This is a genomic window from Duganella sp. OV510, assembly GCF_900100205.1.
GTDB lineage: Bacteria > Pseudomonadota > Gammaproteobacteria > Burkholderiales > Burkholderiaceae_D > Rugamonas.
In genome coordinates, this window is the sequence record NZ_FNEQ01000005.1 from 230,040 (window position 1) to 248,461 (window position 18,422).

The 18,422-nt window shown below is 62.9% G+C and carries 19 protein-coding genes; 10 read left to right on the forward strand and 9 right to left on the reverse strand.

Going from position 1 to position 18,422, the window contains the following annotated elements; genetic code table 11:
• Nucleotides 1-45 precede the first annotated feature (45 nt).
• From BLS51_RS15515 to BLS51_RS15545, 7 genes are all read left to right on the forward strand, one after another.
• Nucleotides 46-456: a winged helix-turn-helix transcriptional regulator gene (locus BLS51_RS15515; protein ID WP_090184095.1), complete on the forward strand. Its 411-nt coding sequence runs from the start codon at nt 46-48 to the stop codon at nt 454-456.
• Nucleotides 457-526: 70 nt separating this feature from the next.
• Nucleotides 527-2,731 (forward strand): ATP-binding protein, encoded by a 2,205-nt coding sequence (locus BLS51_RS15520; protein ID WP_090184092.1) that lies wholly within the window; start codon nt 527-529, stop codon nt 2,729-2,731.
• A 95-nt stretch (nt 2,732-2,826) separates the two neighbouring features.
• A complete protein-coding gene (locus BLS51_RS15525) occupies nt 2,827-3,984 on the forward strand; it encodes a GGDEF domain-containing protein (protein WP_090184088.1) in 1,158 nt (385 codons plus the stop codon).
• Nucleotides 3,985-3,987: 3 nt separating this feature from the next.
• Nucleotides 3,988-4,197 (forward strand): hypothetical protein, encoded by a 210-nt coding sequence (locus BLS51_RS15530; protein ID WP_090184085.1) that lies wholly within the window; start codon nt 3,988-3,990, stop codon nt 4,195-4,197.
• A 72-nt stretch (nt 4,198-4,269) separates the two neighbouring features.
• Entirely contained in the window at nt 4,270-4,821 is a 552-nt protein-coding gene (locus BLS51_RS15535) for a phasin family protein (RefSeq protein WP_090184081.1), read from the forward strand.
• A gap of 69 nt (nt 4,822-4,890) precedes the next feature.
• Entirely contained in the window at nt 4,891-6,531 is a 1,641-nt protein-coding gene (locus BLS51_RS15540) for a VRR-NUC domain-containing protein (RefSeq protein ID WP_090184077.1), read from the forward strand.
• Nucleotides 6,528-8,855 carry an ATP-dependent DNA helicase gene (locus BLS51_RS15545; RefSeq protein WP_090184073.1) on the forward strand — a complete coding sequence of 776 codons (2,328 nt, stop codon included), beginning with the start codon at nt 6,528-6,530 and terminating at the stop codon, nt 8,853-8,855. Before BLS51_RS15540 ends, BLS51_RS15545 begins: the two co-directional genes overlap by 4 nt.
• On the opposite strand, the gene BLS51_RS15550 is transcribed toward BLS51_RS15545, so the two are convergent.
• Together BLS51_RS15550 and BLS51_RS15555 are read right to left on the reverse strand one after the other, a co-directional pair.
• Complete coding sequence (locus BLS51_RS15550) at nt 8,824-9,357, reverse strand: hypothetical protein (RefSeq protein WP_090184069.1); 534 nt, start codon at nt 9,355-9,357, stop codon at nt 8,824-8,826. The two genes, BLS51_RS15545 and BLS51_RS15550, sit on opposite strands and share 32 nt — an antisense overlap.
• A gap of 10 nt (nt 9,358-9,367) precedes the next feature.
• Entirely contained in the window at nt 9,368-10,522 is a 1,155-nt protein-coding gene (locus tag BLS51_RS15555; protein WP_090184065.1) for a zinc-dependent alcohol dehydrogenase, read from the reverse strand.
• A 312-nt stretch (nt 10,523-10,834) separates the two neighbouring features.
• Here BLS51_RS15555 and BLS51_RS15560 point away from each other — a divergent pair, with 312 nt between their 5' ends.
• A complete protein-coding gene (locus tag BLS51_RS15560; RefSeq protein WP_090184062.1) occupies nt 10,835-11,290 on the forward strand; it encodes a nuclear transport factor 2 family protein in 456 nt (151 codons plus the stop codon).
• Here the strand turns inward: BLS51_RS15560 and BLS51_RS15565 are convergent.
• The 7 genes from BLS51_RS15565 to BLS51_RS15590 form a co-directional block, all read right to left on the reverse strand.
• A complete protein-coding gene (locus BLS51_RS15565) occupies nt 11,284-12,015 on the reverse strand; it encodes a LytR/AlgR family response regulator transcription factor (RefSeq protein ID WP_090184058.1) in 732 nt (243 codons plus the stop codon). The genes BLS51_RS15560 and BLS51_RS15565 overlap by 7 nt on opposite strands.
• Nucleotides 12,016-12,019: 4 nt before the next feature.
• The gene (locus tag BLS51_RS15570; protein WP_090184055.1) at nt 12,020-13,099 is read right to left on the reverse strand and encodes a sensor histidine kinase; all 1,080 of its coding nucleotides are present in this window, start codon (nt 13,097-13,099) and stop codon (nt 12,020-12,022) included.
• On the reverse strand, nt 13,099-13,815 hold the full coding sequence (locus BLS51_RS15575; RefSeq protein ID WP_090184052.1) for a LiaI-LiaF-like domain-containing protein: 717 nt from the start codon (nt 13,813-13,815) through the stop codon (nt 13,099-13,101). Before BLS51_RS15575 ends, BLS51_RS15570 begins: the two co-directional genes overlap by 1 nt.
• A complete protein-coding gene (locus BLS51_RS15580) occupies nt 13,812-14,192 on the reverse strand; it encodes a LiaF transmembrane domain-containing protein (RefSeq protein WP_090184049.1) in 381 nt (126 codons plus the stop codon). Before BLS51_RS15580 ends, BLS51_RS15575 begins: the two co-directional genes overlap by 4 nt.
• A 131-nt stretch (nt 14,193-14,323) precedes the next feature.
• Nucleotides 14,324-14,482 carry a hypothetical protein gene (locus tag BLS51_RS29720; protein ID WP_175472591.1) on the reverse strand — a complete coding sequence of 53 codons (159 nt, stop codon included), beginning with the start codon at nt 14,480-14,482 and terminating at the stop codon, nt 14,324-14,326.
• Between the two features lie 153 nt (nt 14,483-14,635).
• The gene (locus tag BLS51_RS15585) at nt 14,636-15,517 is read right to left on the reverse strand and encodes a LysR family transcriptional regulator (protein WP_090184045.1); all 882 of its coding nucleotides are present in this window, start codon (nt 15,515-15,517) and stop codon (nt 14,636-14,638) included.
• A gap of 13 nt (nt 15,518-15,530) precedes the next feature.
• On the reverse strand, nt 15,531-16,148 hold the full coding sequence (locus tag BLS51_RS15590) for a PAQR family membrane homeostasis protein TrhA (protein WP_090184675.1): 618 nt from the start codon (nt 16,146-16,148) through the stop codon (nt 15,531-15,533).
• A gap of 254 nt (nt 16,149-16,402) precedes the next feature.
• Between BLS51_RS15590 and BLS51_RS15595 the strand changes: the two genes are divergently transcribed.
• Together BLS51_RS15595 and BLS51_RS15600 are read left to right on the forward strand one after the other, a co-directional pair.
• Nucleotides 16,403-16,792 carry a BlaI/MecI/CopY family transcriptional regulator gene (locus BLS51_RS15595; protein ID WP_090184043.1) on the forward strand — a complete coding sequence of 130 codons (390 nt, stop codon included), beginning with the start codon at nt 16,403-16,405 and terminating at the stop codon, nt 16,790-16,792.
• Nucleotides 16,776-18,422: a M23/M56 family metallopeptidase gene (locus tag BLS51_RS15600; protein ID WP_229207588.1), complete on the forward strand. Its 1,647-nt coding sequence runs from the start codon at nt 16,776-16,778 to the stop codon at nt 18,420-18,422. The genes BLS51_RS15595 and BLS51_RS15600 overlap by 17 nt, the downstream gene beginning before the upstream one ends.

The following is an 18,422-nucleotide window of genomic DNA, read 5'->3' on the forward strand; positions in this document are numbered from 1 at the left end:
GAATTGTAAGTACGCACATTTTAGTAAGTACCCAAGGAGCTCAGCATGACCAGCAAATCCCTGCGCAAAACCATCCAGCAGCTCAACCAGGACCCGCAACGCGCCCAGGTAATGGCTGCCGACTGCCCTTCCCGCGCCGTCCTCGGCCATATCACCAGCCGCTGGGGCGTGCTGGTGCTGGTGATGCTGCTTGAGCGCACCCACCGCTTCAGCGAACTGCGCCGCGCTGTCGGCGGCGTCAGCGAAAAGATGCTGGCGCAAACGCTGGACGCCCTCGCCCATGATGGCCTGGTGCTGCGCGTCGCCCACCAGGTGGTGCCGCCGCACGTCGAGTACAGCCTGACGCCGCTGGGCCGCGAAGCCGCCATCCGGCTGGAAGTGCTGGTCGACTGGATCGAAGAGAATTTCCCGCTGATTAAGCAAGCTCAGGACGCTGCCGCACTGAAGGCCGCATAAGCCCCTCCCGCGCGCGGCCATCTTGTAATACACTAAAGTTCACGCCGCACTGCGGAGCTGCCGCAAGCCTATGATGCCGCCGTATTCGTCCGATCAGCCGCACACCATCCTGATTGCCGCCAGCACGGCATATGATGCCGCTGCGCTCCGGCGCATGCTGGCACGCCACGGCTTCGAAGTCGAAGTGGTCAGCCGTGGCGATGAAGCGCTGGCCGCCGTCCGCAGCGGCAATGTCGCGCTGGCCTTGCTGGACGTCGCGCTGGCCGGCAGCGCCAGCCTGGAACTGTGCCCTCGCTTGCAGCAAGCCAGCAACCATCCGCTGCCGGTGTTCCTGCTGTCCACCCATCCGGGCGAAGACGAACGCCTGCGCGCCCAGGAGGCCGGCGCCACCGCCTACCTGCCGATGAGCTTCAACCGCGAAGACCTGGCGGAAAAAATCCTGCTGCACCTGCAAGTGATCTCGCCGGCGCCGGTGCTGGCCGGCATGCCGACCATGGCGACGCTGGAAGTCAATTACCACACCATGCTGGCTGGTTCGCCGGACGCCATCCTGCTGATGCAGCGCGGCAGCCACCGCATCCTCGACATCAATCTGCGCACGCGCCAGCTGTTCGGCATGACCGAAACCGAGCTGATCCAGACCGACCTGCTGTCGCTGTGCCCGCTGGTACAGCCGGACGGCCAGCCCACGGAACACGTCGTCGGCGTCGATATCGAACGCGTGATGTCCGGAGAGGCGCAAATGTTTGAACTGGAAATGCGCCACAGCTCCGGCCGCCCGATCTCGTGCGAGGTGCGCATGGTGCCGCTGACCACCGCCGAACACCGGCTGATGCATGTGCGCATCGTCGACGTTACGCCACGCAAGCTGGCGGCGGCGCTGCGTGATGGCAAGAACGACCTGCTGGAAATGATCGCCCGGGGCGCCCCGCTGCCCGCAACGCTGGACAAGCTGGTGCGCCTGATCGAAGCCCAGCTGGAAGGCGGCCACTGCACCGTGATGCTGCTCAACGCCGACGGCGTCACCGTCCACAGCGCCGCCGGCCCAACCATGCCACGCGACTACCTGGCAGCGCTGAACGGCCTGCCGATCGGCCCGGCGGCCGGCTCCTGCGGCACCGCCATGTTCCGCAAGCAGACGGTGATTGTCAGCGACATCCTCAACGATCCGCTGTGGGCGCCGTATCGCAACGCCGCCGTCCACTACGGCCTGCGCGCCTGCTGGTCGATGCCGATCCTGCTCGACAAAGACACCGTGCTAGGCTCGTTCGCCATGTACTACCGCGAGGTACGCGAACCCAACGAGGATGACCGCCGCCTGATCCACACCGCCAGCCACCTGGCCGGCATCGCCGTCGGCCGCACCCGGCGCGAGGAGGAGCTGCAACGCCACCGCGAGCACCTGGAGGAACTGGTGGCGGCGCGCACCGCCGAACTGCGCCGGGCCAAGGAGGACGCCGAGCACGTCAACGAAGAACTGAGCACCGCGCTGGACAACCTCAGCATGACGCAGGAAGAGCTGGTACGGCGCGACAAGCTGGCGGCGCTGGGCGCGCTGGTGGCCGGCGTCGCCCACGAGTTGAATACGCCGATCGGCAACGCCCTGACCATGGCCAGCAGCATGGGCGAGCGCACCGCCGAGCTGCGCCACGACCTCGACAGCGGGCTGCGCAAGTCAGTGCTGGAAAGCTATCTGTCGCAGGCCGCCAGCGCCGACGAAGTGGTGCTGCGCAACCTGAACCGCGCTGCGGCACTGGTCGATGGCTTCAAGCGCATCGCCGTCGATGGCGGCGACGGCCAGCGCAGCCGCTTCATGCTGGGCGACGTAGTGGCACAGCTGATGCAATCGGTACAGGCCGAGGTGCGCCAGCGCGAACTGGAACTGATCGAGGATGTCGAGCACTGGCTGGAAATGGACAGCTACCCCGGCCCGCTGACGCAGGCGCTGCACAACCTGATCGAAAACAGCCTGGTGCACGGTTTTGGCGGCCGCAACGACGGCCAAGGCAGCATTACGCTGTCCGCGCACGACAGCGGCAACGGCGAAATCGCCATCACGCTGAGTGACACCGGCGCCGGCATCGATCCCGCCAACCTGCCGCGCATCTACGATCCTTTCTTCACCACGCGCATGGGATCGGGCGGCTCTGGCCTCGGTTTGTATATAACACACAACATCGTCACCGGCGTGCTGGGCGGCCGCATCGAGGCGGCAAGCACGCAGGGACGCGGCACCAGCTTCATGCTGCGTCTGCCAAAGGTCGCACCACTGTAGCATCGGCGAACTTTTTTCCGCTCCGCAACTGTTGCAGTCGTATAATTACCGTAACAGACCGGCAAGGCAGCCGGCCGATTGCGGAGACTTGCTTCATGCCACCTGACCCTGTTTCGTCCAGGACAATCAAAGTTGCGCCGCTGCGCTGCGAATTCTGCGACATCACGACGGAAAACGATTTCCTTCAACACCAGCTGCGCATGACGCAAGGCCAGTTGCGCGTCACCTTCCTGTTCTGCGCGCTGTTCTACCTGTGCTTTGCGCTGACCGACCTGATCTGGCTGGGCTATGAGCTGAAAACCTGTTTGCTGGTCGGCGCCCGCGTGGCGGTGGCGGCCACGGTACTGACCTGTCTGGCGCTGCTCAAGCGGCGGCCTGACTCCATCCCGTTCACGCGGGTAGCGGCCAATATCGTCGAAGTAGCCGGCGCTGCCGGTTTCCTGCTGATCGCCGCGCTGCGGCCGACCGAGTTCTCGCTGCACGCAATTTCGATGTCCATCGTCATCATCGTGCTGTACATCTACATTCCCAACCGCCTGATCTATGCGGCGGCCATCGCGGCCGGCGCCACCGTGGTGTTCATCTGCCTGGCTTGGCGGCTGGGTGACGTAGGCGGCATCGAACTGCCGACCATGGCGGCGCTGCTGGCGCTGACGAATCTGTTCGGCTACGTGGCGGCGCGGCGCTACCAGATCCTGTGGCGCGAGGAATACAGCGCGCAGATGGTGCTGAAAAACCTGTCGGTGCGCGATCCGCTGACCGGCTGCTACAACCGCCGCCACCTGCACGAACAGCTGCTGGAAACGGAAATATCGCGTGCCCAGCGCTACCGGCTCAGCCTGACGGTCATCATGTGCGACCTCGACCACTTCAAGGCGGTCAACGATACTTACGGCCACCACGGCGGCGACGTGGTGCTGCAACGCTTCGCCGCGCTACTGCAATCGATGACGCGGGACAATATCGACAGCGTGGTACGTTACGGCGGCGAAGAGTTCCTGCTGATCCTGCCGGAAACCGACCTGGCCGGCGGCCAGTTGCTGGCCGAGCGGCTGCGGCAGACGCTGGCCACCACGCCAGTCGAGCACGCCGGCCAGCGCATCACTGTGACGGCCAGCTTCGGCGTCGCCAGCGTGGATTTTGCCAGCCCGGCGCGCACCGCCCACATTAACATGATCGCCGCCGCCGACGATTTGCTGTACGCTGCGAAAAACAGCGGCCGCAACCGCGTCTGCGCCCAACAACTGGTTTAAGGCATGAAAACGTTGAAAGTAAAATGCGCGCTGGCATTGGCGCTGATCCTCGGCTGCGTGCAGTTGGCTGCCGCGCCGGCGCCATGGTGGAAATGGCGCAGCAAGATCGATGGCACGCTGATCTGCTCGCAAACGCCGCTGGGGCCGGGCTGGGACAAGGCCTATGGGCCGTTCCGCGACGCGCGTTGCGAGAAGCTCATCGTTGTTAGATAATAAAACGCATAAGAACACGGTTGAACCGGAATCGCTGCAAGCTGTATCCCCCATCAATCATGAGGAGACTGTATGTTCACGAATCCCGAGCAATTTGCCAATGCCACCAAAACGCTGTTTGAATTTCAACTCGAAACCTTCAACACGCTGACCAGCAAAACCGTGCAGGGGGTGGAACAAGTGATTGCCCTCAACATGGCCACCGCCAAGTCGCAACTGCAAGGCGGCCTGGCTGCCGGCAAGGAGATCAGCCAGGCAACCGATCCGAAAGCCGCGCTGAAGGCCGCCGCCGAGCAGATCCAGCCAGGCGTGGCCAACGCCACCACCTACCATCAGCAGCTGGGCGACATCATTGCCGACATCCGCCAGGAGTTCACCCGCGCCGCTGACGCCCATGTGGTGGAGGCCAAAAACAATCTGAGCGCGCTGATCCACGACGTCACCAAAAACGTTCCACCCGGCTCGGAGAACGCGGTGCAGATCGTCAAAACCGCCATCGACAACGCCTTTGCCGGCTACGAGCAAGTGACCAAGGCCACCAAGCAGGCGGTCCAGGCGGTCGAAGCCGAGATCGCCAAAGCCAACGCCCTGGTGTCCCAGCAAGCTGCGCCCGCCAAGAAATAACTGTGCAAGCGGGACGTAACGCGATACACTGTACATAAATACAGTTAATCTCGCGTTCGTCCCGTTGCAATGATCAAAGTCCTGGAAAATCCGTTCTACTACCTGGAGAATTTTCACCAGGTACTGGCGTGGATCGGCGAACGCTACGACGATTTGCTGAACGCCGATGAGCGCCATTTCCTCACCACCTTCCCCGCCCTGCCACAATCCTCGCGCGCGCTGTTCGTGCGCATGGTAATGCGCAAGGGGACGGTATTTCGCGCCAGCAAACTGGTGTACGCGGAAATCGGCAGCACGCACGAGGCGGCGCGGCCGCTGGCGGAACTGGGCCTGATCGAGGAAGATCCGCAACTCTGCCTGGAAGAATTGTTCGACCTGCTGCAGAAGCCGGAAATCGTCAAGGTGTTCCAGCTGGGCGCACACGTCAAGCATCTGCGCAAGGCCGATCAGCTGGAGGCGCTGCGCGAGGAATACAGCGCCGGACACCGCTTCTCCGGCTGGTACGCCAACTCCGGCGACCATGTCTACCGCAACCTGACGCAGGAATTGTGCGACCGCCTGCGCCTGATTTTCTTCGGCAACTACCATCAGGACTGGACCGAGTTCGTGCTATCCGACCTCGGCATCTACCAGTACGAAAAAGTCGAGTTCTCGCCGGCCGCGCGTGGTTTCCGCAGCCGCCGCGATATTGACGATTTCCTCGCCATTCACCGTTGCCACGAGCGCTTTGCCGAAGGCGAAGAGCCGGCTGCGGTGATCGCCGACCTGCCCTCCTGTGCCGCAGACAACGAATGGCTGCGCAGCCGCCGCAGCAAACTGGTGTTCGCCATCGCCCAGCATGTCGAAAAACTGGCCGACTGGCCGGCCGCCCACGCGCTGTACGCCGATTGCGATTATCCGGGCGCCCGCGCACGCGCCATCCGCGTACTGGAAAAGAACGCCCAGCCGCGCGAAGCTTTCGAATTGCTGCAAACCGCGATGCTGGCGCCGGAAAGCGAGGCCGAGCGCCAACAGCTGCTGCGCATGGCGCCGCGCCTGGCGCGCAAGCTGGGCCACGTCAAGCCGGCGCCGGTGTCGCTGGCGCAGGCAGAGCGCATCGATCTGAGCCTGCCGCCGCCGGAAGAAGCCAGCTACGTCGAGTTTGTCGTCCGCGATCACCTGAGCCGTGACGACGCGCCGGTCTACTACGTCGAGAACTCGCTGATGAATTCCTTGTTCGGCCTGCTGTGCTGGGAAGCGGTGTTCTCGCCGATCCCAGGCGCTTTCTTCCATCCGTATCATCGCGGCCCGGCCGATCTGCACAGCGCCGATTTCCAGCGCCGCCGCGCGCTGCAATTCAGCACCGCGCTGTCGCAGCTGGACGGCGAGCATTACCGCGCCACCATCCGCGCCAACTATGCCGCCAAGTACGGCCTGCAGTCGCCCTTCCTGTACTGGGAGGCGATCGATGAAGACTTGCTCGACCTGGCGCTGGACTGCATCCCGCCGCTGCACCTGAAGCGCGCGTTCGAGCGCATCCTGCTCGACATCAAGGCCAATCGCAGCGGCTTTCCGGACCTGATCCAGTTCTGGCCGGCCGAACGCCGCTACAATATGATCGAAGTAAAGGGACCGGGCGACCGCCTGCAGGACAACCAGCTGCGCTGGATCGCATACTGCGCAGCACACCAGATGCCGATCTCGGTCTGCTACCTTCAGTGGGCAGCATGACGCAGGCCGCCCGCTATACCGTCGCCGTCCGCGCACTGTGCGAGTTCACCGCCAAGACCGGCGACCTCGACCTGCGCTTCACGCCCTCGCCCACCGCGCAGGAAGGCATTGCCGGCCATGGCGTGGTGACGTCGCGCCGCGATGACGATTACCAGACCGAGATCGCGCTGTCCGGCGACTTCGGCCCGCTGCACGTGCGCGGCCGCGCCGACGGCTACGACAGCCGCACCAACCGCCTGGAAGAAATCAAGACCTATCGCGGCGATTTGAAGAAGATGCCGGACAACCAGCGCGCGCTGCACTGGGCGCAGGTGAAAATCTACGGCCACTTGTTGTGCCAGGACCAAAGCCTGCAAACGATCCGCCTGGCGCTGGTCTATTTCGACATCGGCAGCCAGAAGGAAACCGTGCTGCACGAGGACCACACGGCCGCCGGCCTGCAAGCCTACTTCGAACAACAATGCACGCTGTTCCTGCAATGGGCGCAACAGGAAATGGCCCATCGCGCCGAACGCGACCAGCAATTGAAGGCGATGCGCTTCCCCTACGGCGATTTCCGTCCGGGCCAGCGCCAGCTGGCGGAAGCCATGTACCGCGCCAGCAACCGCCAGGTCTGCCTGCTGGCGCAAGCGCCCACCGGCATCGGCAAGACTGTCGGCAGCCTGTTCCCGATGCTGAAAGCCAGCGCCGAACACGGCGTCGACAAGATTTTCTTCCTTGCCGCAAAAACTTCGGGCCGGCAGATGGCGCTGGACGCGGTTGACCTGATACGCGAAGGTGCGCCGCTGCTGCCGCTGCGCACATTGGAACTGGCGGCCAAGACCACCGCCTGCGTTAACCCGGACAAGGCCTGTCACGGCGATTCCTGTCCACTGGCGCAGGGCTTTTACGACCGCTTGCCGGCCGCGCGCGATTCCGCACTGGCCATCATGGCGCCGTCGGCCAACGGCAGCGCGCCGCCAGCGCTGGACCGCGATACGCTGCGCACCATCGCCCTCGCCCACAACGTTTGCCCGTACTACCTGGGCAGCGAGATGGCGCGCTGGTGCGACATCGCCATCGGCGACTACAACTACTACTTCGACAGCAGCGCCATGCTGTACAGCCTGACGCAGCTCAACGACTGGAAAGTCAATGTGCTGGTGGATGAAGCGCACAATATGGTGTCGCGCGCGCGCAAGATGTATTCGGCCGACATGGAGCACGACAGCCTGCGCCTGCTGCGCAAGATCGTCCCTGACGAACTGAAAAAGCCGCTGGACCGCGTGCACAAGCAATGGAACCAGCTGGAAAAGGACCAGGCGTCCGAATACCAGTCCTACGCCGAGCTGCCGGAGAAATTCATGGGCGCCTTGCAGACCGCGTCCACCGCCATCTCCGACTATATGGCCGACCATCCTGGCTACGTCGAGACAGACCTGCAAAGCTTCTACTTCAACGCGCTGATGTTCACGCGGCTGGCGGAGACTTTCGGCGACCACGCGCTGTTCGATATCGAAAAGGCGGCCGGCGCGCGCGCCAGCAACAGCAACTCGGTGCTCTGCATCCGCAACATCGTGCCGGCGCCTTACCTGAAGCCGCGCTTTGACAGCACGCACACGACCGCACTGTTCTCGGCCACGCTCAGTCCCTGGAACTACTTCGGCGACATGCTCGGCATGCCGGAGACGACCGCCTGGGTGGATGTGGAATCGCCGTTCGTCGCCGAACAGCTGTCGGTGCAGGTGGCATCGCATATCTCGACGCGCTATGCGCACCGTCAGCAATCGCTACGCCCCATCGCGGAACTGATGGGCCGGCAGTACGCCACGCAGCGTGGCAACTACCTCGCCTTCTTCAGCAGCTTCGATTACATGGAGAAAGCGGCCAAGCAGTTCAGCGAACTGTATCCGGACGTGCCGGTATGGCGCCAGTCGCGCCGCATGGACGAGGCGGAACGCGCGCAGTTCCTCGACCGCTTCACACTGGACAGCGAGGGCATCGGCTTCGCTGTGCTGGGCGGTTCGTTTGGCGAAGGCGTGGACCTGCCGGGCGCGCGCCTGATCGGCGCGTTCGTCGCCACGCTTGGCCTGCCGCAAATTAATCCGGTCAACGAGCAGATACGCGCGCGCATGGAAACCATCTTCGGCGCCGGCTATGACTACACCTACACTTATCCGGGCATGCAGAAAGTGGTGCAGGCGGCCGGCCGCGTGATCCGCACCACCTCCGACCGTGGCACGGTCTACCTGATCGACGACCGATTCGGCCGTCCGGAAATCCAGGAGCTGATGCCGGCGTGGTGGAAGATCGCTACCGCGTCAGCCGCGCATTCCGGCGCTTGAGCAGGTAGCAAGCCAGTCCGGCCAGCGCCGATGCCACCACCACTTTGCGCACCAGTCCCGCCTTGTTGTGCTGCCATTCGGCGCGAATGCCCATTTCGGCAAAGATGTTCGGCACCCTGCCCTGGCCAAGATCCTGGCCCAGGCCTTCGATGACATTGACGCGGTCTGCCATCTGCAACATCAGCCAATGGCGGATATCGTTCTCGCTCAACTTGTAGGCGCCGCCGCGCAGCTTGCCGCTTAGTCCCGACGGTGGCGCGCTGCTGCCGAACAGCGGCGTCACGCCCGGCCGTTCGATCGAGTGGAACACCTGCACATTCAAAGGCTGGTCCTGCGGCCGTTCGGTGCTGGCGCCCTCCAGCCGGGGCGGTGTGCGCTCCATCGGATAGGCTGGACGGTTTTCGCGCTCCAGGTCCACGCCCCAGCCAGGAATGTGGGCGTAGTCTTTTTCATCCAGGCTGTTGGCGCGGCGGTGCTGGCCACTGTGGTCTCGTGTCTCCATGCGTTTCTCCTTATAGCGCAGCGCGCGGTGGCACCAGCACGGTCTTGATGCAGTGATCCAGCTTGCTGGAAAAGATGTGGTAGGCGTCTGCGACTTCTTCCAGCGGCACGCGGTGCGTGATGATCTGCTTGGGATCGATGCGACCAGCCTGGATGTGTTCAATCAGGCGCGGCAAGTGACGCTTGACGCTGGCCTGGTTCATGCGCAACGTCAGCCCTTTGTTGATCGCGTTCCCGATCGGCAAGGCGTTGAAGGTCGGGCCGTAGACGCCAACGATGGATACGTGCCCGCCCTTGCGCACGGAGTTGATGGCCCAGTGCAACACGGTGGCCGAACCAGCCTGCCATTTGAGATAACGTCCGGTCAGCGTCTGCATGGCGTTGCCAACTGCCTCGCAGCCGACGCAATCGATGCAGACATCGGCGCCCAGCCAGTCGGTCATCTTCTTGATGTGCACCGCCATGTCGTCCACTTCGCGGAAATCGATGACTTCACATTGCGCATACTTGCGCACGAAGTCCAGCCGGTATTCCACATGGTCGACCACGATCACGCGGCCAGCGCCCAGCAGCCACGCTGACTTGGCGGCAAAGATCCCGACCGGTCCGGCACCAAACACCACCACCGTATCGCCACGCCGTATGCTGCCCATCTCGGCGGCCTGATAGCCGGTGGGCAGAGCATCGGTCAGCAGTACCGCATCGTCCGGGTCCATGTCCGGCGGCAGCACAGTGGGACCAACATCCGCCATCGGCACGCGCACGTATTCGGCCTGGCCACCGTCGTAGCCCCCGGTAGAGTGCGAATAGCCGTAGATGCCGCCGACCGCACTGGCTTCCGGATTCGTGTTGTGGCAATTGCTGTAGAGCTCACGCTGGCAAAAGTAGCACGCCCCGCAAAAGATATTGAACGGCACCAGCACGTGATCGCCGACCTTCAGATTTTGCACACCGGGGCCGACCTGCTCGACCACGCCGGTGAACTCGTGGCCGAAGGTCATGCCCACACGCGTGTCCGGCATCATGCCATGGTAGAGATGCAGATCGGAACCACAAATACACGACCGTGTGACGCGCACGATGGCGTCGTTCGGATGCTCGATCTGCGGCTCAGGTTTCTGATCCGCCCTTACGCGGTAAGGCCCCCTGTAATTCATCGCTAGCATGATGTGGCGCTCCTGAATCGGAAAAGGTGAAACCATTGTACGCGCCGATCAGCGTTAAACCTGCGCGTAAATTCAGCCGTGCGCGCCAATTTACTCTGCTGCCTGAACAGTGGAAATTCCAGCGCAAGATGTTCGGCGGCGCGTGGCGGTGGCTCCATCATCTTCACTTCGACACCAGTGCGCCGGCCGCAGTTTCCATTAATCGGACTTAAACGCGATTCATCGCCCGCATTGCGCGATTCGTCGGAAAGGCCGGGCGCTGGCCGGCGAATCGCGTAAGCTCATCGGTATTGCAATCTTGGGGAGGCGGTCATGAAGAAGCTGGGAATCTTGTTGTTTGCACTGACGGGAATGGCACATGCGGCGGACGACGCCCTCACCGCCACTGTGGCAAAGCTGGACGCGGAGATGTTCAACGCCTTCAACACCTGCGACAAGCCGGGGCAGCTGGATAAATACGCCAGCTACTTCGATCCAAAGATCGAGTTCTATCACGACAACGGCGGCGTCACCTGGGAGCGCGACGTCATGATCGCCCAGACCGCCAAAAACGTCTGCGGCAAATACCGCCGCGAACTGGTGCCAGGAAGCCTGAAAGTAATACCGGTGAAGGACTTCGGCGCCATCGCCACCGGCTCACACACCTTCTGCCAGTTCGGCAGCAATAAGTGCGAAGGCATCGCTGAATTCACCCTCGTCTGGCGCCTGCGCGACGGCGTCTGGCAAGTCACCCGCGCCCTCAGCTACGGCCATCGCGCCAATCAGTGAATGACGGCACGGATTTTCTGGTAGCCGCTGCGGCTGATCGGTAGGCGGCTACCGTCTTTGAGCGCGGCGACATGGCTATCCTTGGTGGCCTGCTCGATGCGATCGACGAAAGCGATGTTGACGATGTAGGAGCGGTGGATGCGCAGGAACTGCTGGCCATCCAGTTGCTCCTCCAGTTCCGACATGCGCTGGTTCTTCAGGTAGGACTTGCCTTCCGAGCGTATCTGCACGTAGTCATCCTGCGCTTCGATATACTCGATCTTGTCGGCGGTGATGACGTGGACCTTGGCGCCATCGCGTATCAGCACCCGAGCCAGCGGCTTGTTGCGACCGGTGGCTTCGCGCACCATCTTTTCGACCGTCTCACCGCTGGCGCCGAGATTGGCGCGTGCATGCGCCAGCGCCTGGTCGAAGCGCTGTTGGCTGAAAGGCTTCAGCAAATAATCCAGCGCGTGAAACTCGAACGCCTTGATCGCGTACTGGTCGAACGCGGTGGCAAAGATGTAGCGCGTCTTGTTGCCCGCCAGTTCGGCCACTTCAAATCCATCCAGCTTGGGCATCTGGATATCCAGGAACACCAGGTCCGGCGAAAGTTCAGTGATCGCCTTGACCGCCTCGAAGCCGTTGGCGCATTCGGCCACCACCTCCACATCCGCGTGCTCGGACAGGTATTCGCGCACCACGCCGCGCGCCAGCATTTCATCGTCCACGATGATGATACGCATTGCTCTACTCTCCTTGTGCGCTTGTTTGCGCGGGCATCGTGATGTCCACGCCAAAGCTGTTTTCCTTGCGGCCCCAATGGATGCCGGCTTCGTGTTTGTAGGCGCCGGATAGACGCTGGCGCACGTTGCTAAGGCCTATGCCATGGCCTTCGCTGCGGATCGACGCGATATCTTCGTCGACCGGATTGCTGACGCTGATGTGCAGGATCGAGCCGGCACGCCGCGCGCTGATGCTCACCGTGCCGCCTTCAGGCATATTGCAGATGCCGTGCTTGACGGCGTTTTCCACCAGCGGCTGGATAATCATCGGCGGCACCAGGCACTGCGCCGCATCCTCGCCGATATCCTCTTCCACCTGCAGCCGCTCGCCGAAGCGCACCTGCTCGATTGCCAGGAAGTGGCGTATCAATACCATCTCCTCGCCCAGCGTGACCTTCTTGTGCGCTTCCATGCCCAGGCTCTGGCGGAAGAAGCTCGCCAGTTCCAGCGTCATGCGCCGTGCTGCTTTCGGGTCCTGCGAGGTCAACGCGCTGATTGAATTCAGGCTGTTGAACAGGAAGTGCGGATCGATCTGCGTGCGCAGCATGCGCAGCTCGGCCTCCTGTGCCATCAGCATCGATTCCAGCTCGCGCTGCTCGGCGTTCTTGGCACGGACAAATTCAATCACCAGATAATGCAGCGCCGCCGCAAAGCCATACAACAGCACGCCCAGCACCACGATCAGCACCGACAGTTGCGGCGTGATCGCAATCCCACTCCACTCGATATCCAGCGCCAGGCACAGCGCATTCCACAGGTTCCCGATAATTAGCCACAGGAAGCCCGAGGCCAGCGCCGCCACCGTCAGCACCAGTGCAATCTGCCCCGGTTGGCGGCTGCCCAGCGGATAGGCGCGGCACAGGTAGAACGCCGAATAGCCGGTGGCAAATGCATATTCCAGGTTCACTGGTATCGAGAACAGCATGGCGTTGGCCAGCGGCGTGTCGCTGGCCAACCAGATCACACCACCCAACGCCGCGCCAAGGAAAAGCCACACCAGCAGGTACAGAACCAGTCCGCGCCGGGTGGAAGACAGCTCCAGCATCAGTTGCGCACTTCCACGCCGCCCATGATGACGTAGCCGCGCAAGATCAGGCGTTTCGGCACGGCGCCGGCGGCAGGCGGCACGGTCTTCTCTTCAAAGCCGCCCATAATCGGCGTCCCTTCCAGCACCACCACCCAGTCGATCGGCACCTTGACGGTGATGCCGCCGCAGAAGGCGAACAGGTTGAGCACGGCGTCGCCGTTGATCGAGGCCTGGCGCAAATCAAGGTCGCTGCCGCCCATGATGGCGGTGATCTCGCCGCCACGGAAATCCTGCGACAGGATGCGGTTCTTGTGGGCGCCCATGATAGCCGTGATGTTGACCACCGAGTCGCTGCCATCCTTGTCCAGCGTGAAGCCTTCCTGCTCCAGCGTCTTGCGACGCGTAACGGACTTGAACACCACCGCCACGCCGGCGCCGATCAACAGCAGCGGCCACAAGGTGCGCCAGTCAATATGGAGGAAGCCGAGCGACTTCAGCATGATCAGCGAGCCAAACAAGATCATGAAGCCGCCGACGAACAGGCCGGACTGGGTGCGCGTTTGCAGCACTTTCAGGATGCCGACAGCAATCAGCACGGTCGGCACGATGTGGACGCGCAGGTCCAGGTCGAGCCAGCCCAGGTTATCCAGCAAAAACAGCATGCCGATGCCGATGACGAACAAGCCAATAATCATTTGCGTGGCGGGACTGCGCTCGCGGCGGCGGGTATTCATGCTTGCTCCTTGGTCGATGGCGGGAAGATATTGTCCAACAGGGGGCGCAGCATCATGCCGACGCCCCAGGCGACCAGCAGCGCCGGCCAGGTGTCGCCGAAGCCCAGGCCCCAGATGTGATTGAAGGAGACGTACCACCAGCCGGCGAAGAAGATCTCCCACCAGCCTTCGGTGAAGCGGCGCGAGCTGGTCGGAGGAATGATTTTGGTGATGCCGCTGATGACCACCAGCCAAGGCCAGTAGCGCCAGAAGTGCGCCGGATTCAGGTCGATGTCGAGGATATCGAGTTGCGCCAGCAGGATGACCGTGCCGGCGATGATCAGCGCCAGGCCCCAGACAAGCTGTTTGCGCCAGCGGTATGCAGTTTCTACGTTCATCTTAGTCCCCCAAGTCGGTATGCATAGAACAATACCGGGGAATGGGAGACGAGGAAACCGCTATTCGGCGAACGGCGGAAATGCGCCGGTGAATGGCGAAGAAGTCGGCCAATAGCGTGGCCGGGACGTGGTCAGTTGCGGCCGTTGCCGACTTTCTGGTCGAAGGCCGTCAGGCCCCAGCCAAGTTGGCGACGGATTTCGTCCGGCGTCGGCGGCGGTTTCACCTCGTGCGAACGGCGTTCCAGGTAGGCACGTACCAGGTATTTCGAGGGCTGAGTAGTTTGCGTCATGATGACCTCCATGCGGCGGCAACATCGTTGATCTGGTGCCGATACTTGAGGCTACCGGCTTACCTGCTGCCGAGCACTGACTGCTCCAAGCACGCAAGACCAGTGTAACGCCGCTCGGGGCGGGCCTCTGTACGGGCCCGCACACTGCACCAATCAGAGTTTTTGCTGCAAAAACTCCAGGAAGCAGCTGATGCGCTGCGCCAGCTGGGTGTTGCGGTAGTAGACCGCGTGGATCTGCTGGCGGTAGCCGGTATAGTCGGCTTCCAGGATCTTGACCAGGCGGCCGGCTTCGACATCGGCGCGGGTCATGAAGTCCGCCAGGCAGACGATGCCCTGGCCGGCCAGCGCCAGCTGGCGCAAGGTCTCGCCGCTGGAGGCGGACATCGTCGGCGTCACCGGCAAGCTGTTGCCGGCCGCATGGCGCAGCGGCCACTGGTTGCCCAGCTCATACTGCATAAAGCCAAGCAGCGAGTGCTGCGCCAGTTCTTCCGGCGTGGCCGGCGTGCCATGCGCCGCCAGATAGCCGGGGCTGGCCAGCACGTATAGCGGGCTGGAAGTCAGCGCGCGCGCGTGCAGCGTCGAATCATTCAGCGCGCCGATGCGGATGGCGATGTCGGTGCGGTGTTCGATCAGGTCGGTGATCTGGTCGTTGCTGCTTAATTCGAGGCGGATTTCCGGATACATGGCGCGGAACTCGGCCATGTGCGGCACCACGCAATGCAGCATGAACGGCGAGGCCGCGTCCACGCACAGGCGGCCGGCCGGTTTCTGACGGCGGATACGGATGGTTTCTTCCGCCTCTTCCATCGCGCCAAGGATGGCGCGGGCTTTTTCGAGGAACAGCGCGCCCTCTTCGGTCAGCTCCATGCGGCGCGTGGTGCGCGTCAGCAGCGAGGTGGCCAGCTTGTCTTCGAGCCGCGACAGCGCACGGCTGACGCCGGAGGTGGTCTGTCCCAGGTGGACCGAGGCGGCGCTCAGGGTGCCGCTGTCGATCACGGTGATGAAGGTTTTTAAATCGTCCGAATTGATTTCCACGGGTGTTCCATCCTTACGCCACGTACAGCAGCACCGCGCCGAAATGGCAGGCGCTGCCGCCCAACACAAACAAATGCCAGACACCGTGCCCATAGCGCCATTTGTGATCGGTGACGAAGAAGGCAATGCCCACCGTATAAACCAGTCCCCCGATCGCCAGCCACATGAAGCCATCCCAGCCCAGCGCGTCGATCAGCGGACCGGCGCCGATCACCCCGACCCAGCCCATCGCCACGTAGATCAGCAGCGACAGCACGCGCGCGCCCTTGGCGAACAGCAGTTCCTGCACGATGCCGATGATCGCCAGTCCCCACACCACGCCGAACAGCGTCCAGCCCCATGGCCCGCGCAGGCTGACGAGCGTGAATGGCGTGTAGCTGCCGGCGATCAGCAGATAGATGGCGCAATAGTCCATCTGCCGCAGCACGTCCTTGGCGCGGCCGCGCAGGCTGTGATACAGCGTGGACGTCAGGTACAAGGCCAGCAAGGTGGCGGCGTAGATGCTGCAGCTGACCACTTTCCAGGTGTCGCCGCTGCGGGCGGCCTGGATGATGAGCAACGTGCCGCCGATAGCAGCCAGCGCGGCGCCCACGGTGTGCGTGATGCTGTTAAAGCGCTCTCCGTAGTACATATCGAATTCCAATGCAGTGGTGGCTGCGGCTGGGATAGCAGCGGCCAACGGCATTGTATAGCGCTTAGACTGTTCTCGCCGCTATCCACACTTTCGTTGCTTGTTGTCAATTAGCAAAAACTCATCGTAGCAGATTTGGAATTTATTAAAAGCAATGTTACAAAATGATATAACTAAAGTGGATAGCGCTTGAGGGTTGACGCGATTGCGACATATGTCGCATAATCATCCCATTAGTCGCACAGGAGTACTACATGTCGGGTTTGATTCCTTCGGTCAGTGAACTGACTTTGCTGAAAGTGCTGTGGAAGCAGCAGCCATTGAGCGCACGCGAGATTCATGACGCGGCTGCCGATGAGCTGGACTGGTCGTTTTCCTCCACCCGCAAGACGCTGGACCGCATGCTGGAAAAGCAGATGATCGGCCTGCAGGCGGTACACGGCATCAATGTCTATAGCGCAAAGCTGGAGAAAGTGGGCACGCTGGCAGCGTTTGCCCACGATTTCGGCCGCCGCGTGATGGAGATGGATGCGCCGCTGCCGGTCGCCATGTTCACCGGCAGCAAGCTGGTCGACCAGCAGGAGTTGACGCAGCTGGAACAGATGCTCAACGACTGGCCGGCGGACGATGATGGGCACAGCTGAGATGATGATGGCGGCCTGGCTGCTGTCGGCAAAGTGGCTGCTGGCCAGCGCCGGGTCTGTGGCCGTCGGCCTGCTGGCGTGGCTGTTGCTGAGCGGCGCGGCGCAAGCATGGCCAGCGCTGCGCACGCGCCGTGGTGTGTGGCTGGCAGCGCAAGCCGTAATCGCCGCAGCCGCCCTGCTCCCCCTGCTGCCGCGCAGTCCCCACGTCGCACCGCAGATTGAACTCGCCATGGCGCCAGCCATCCCCACCACCGCTGTACCGCATGTGACCGGGGCCGAGGCGGCAACGCACGGCTCTACGGAGCTGGAACGCGCCAATGCGGCTGCACCAGCGCACGACACGCCGCCGTTGGCACATGCCGACACCGACGCTTCAGGTTCCGCCGCTCTCGATAACACTGCCAGCCTCGCTGCACAAGCTCCGACGCCGCGCCTCGCCCGCACGCTGCCGTTGCTGGCCGCGATCTGGCTGCTGGCCTATGTTGCTGGCCTGGCGTGGTCAATCGCCAAACTGCTGCGTGCGCGCCGCTTGTGGCGCGGGCTGCTGACAAGCGCACAGCGCTTCACGCCGGCCGAGCTGCAAGCAAATCCTGCATTCACGCCTGAACAGCGCCATCAGATCACACAGCGCGGCCTGACTGTCATGCGCACCGACGCTGCCGTCTCACCGATGCTGATCGGCGTGTTGCGCCCGGTCCTGCTGCTGCCCGCCCACCTGGACGCGCTCACCCGGGAACAGCAGCAAATGATCGTCGCCCACGAACTGCATCACTGGCGTGTCCGCGACCCACTGTGCCTGGCCATCGCCGCCACGCTGCAGACGGTTTTCTGGTTCAATCCGGTCCTGCGCTGGATGGCAAAGCAAATGGAATGGGCGCTGGAACTGCAATGCGATCAGCATGTCCTGACAGGACGTCCGCAACACCAGCGCAAGCAATATGCCGCTTCATTGCTCCAGCAATGGACAGCACCGATGGGCGTGGCGGCGTTTAACGGCGCCACCATCACCGCGCGGATTCGTCACATGCAGAAAAGCAGCTTGCCAACGCTCAGCACCGCCGCCACCTGGATCACCGCCTCCGTGTTGACCAGCGTATTGGTCGCCGGCGTCATGCTGCAACCGGCGCTGGCACTCACCGCGCCCCCGATGGCGGTAGCGGCGCCATTGCCGGCCGCTGAGGCTTGGCGCGCGCCGCTCGACAAGGTCCGCGTTACCAGCTTCTACGGCGTCAAGCGCAGCGTACCGCGCACGCCGCACAAAGGCATCGATTTCGGCGCGGCCAAAGGTACGCCCGTACACGCCACCGCCGGCGGCACCGTCATCGCCGCCGGCCCGATCGCCGAAAACGACGGCAAATACGGCAACACCGTCATCATCGAGCACGGCGCGCAGCGCTCGCTGTACGCGCACCTGAACAGCGTCAGCGTCAAACCCGGCCAGCGGGTACAGGCCGGCCAGTTGATCGGCGCAGTCGGTGAAACCGGCCTCGCCACGGGCCCGCACCTGCATCTTGAAGTCCGGCAGAACGGCCAGAACATCGATCCGGCCACCATGTTCACCAACCTCGACGCCTACGCCACCGCGCGCGCCCTCAAGGTCCGCCGCCAGCAACTACCCTCGAAGGAATAG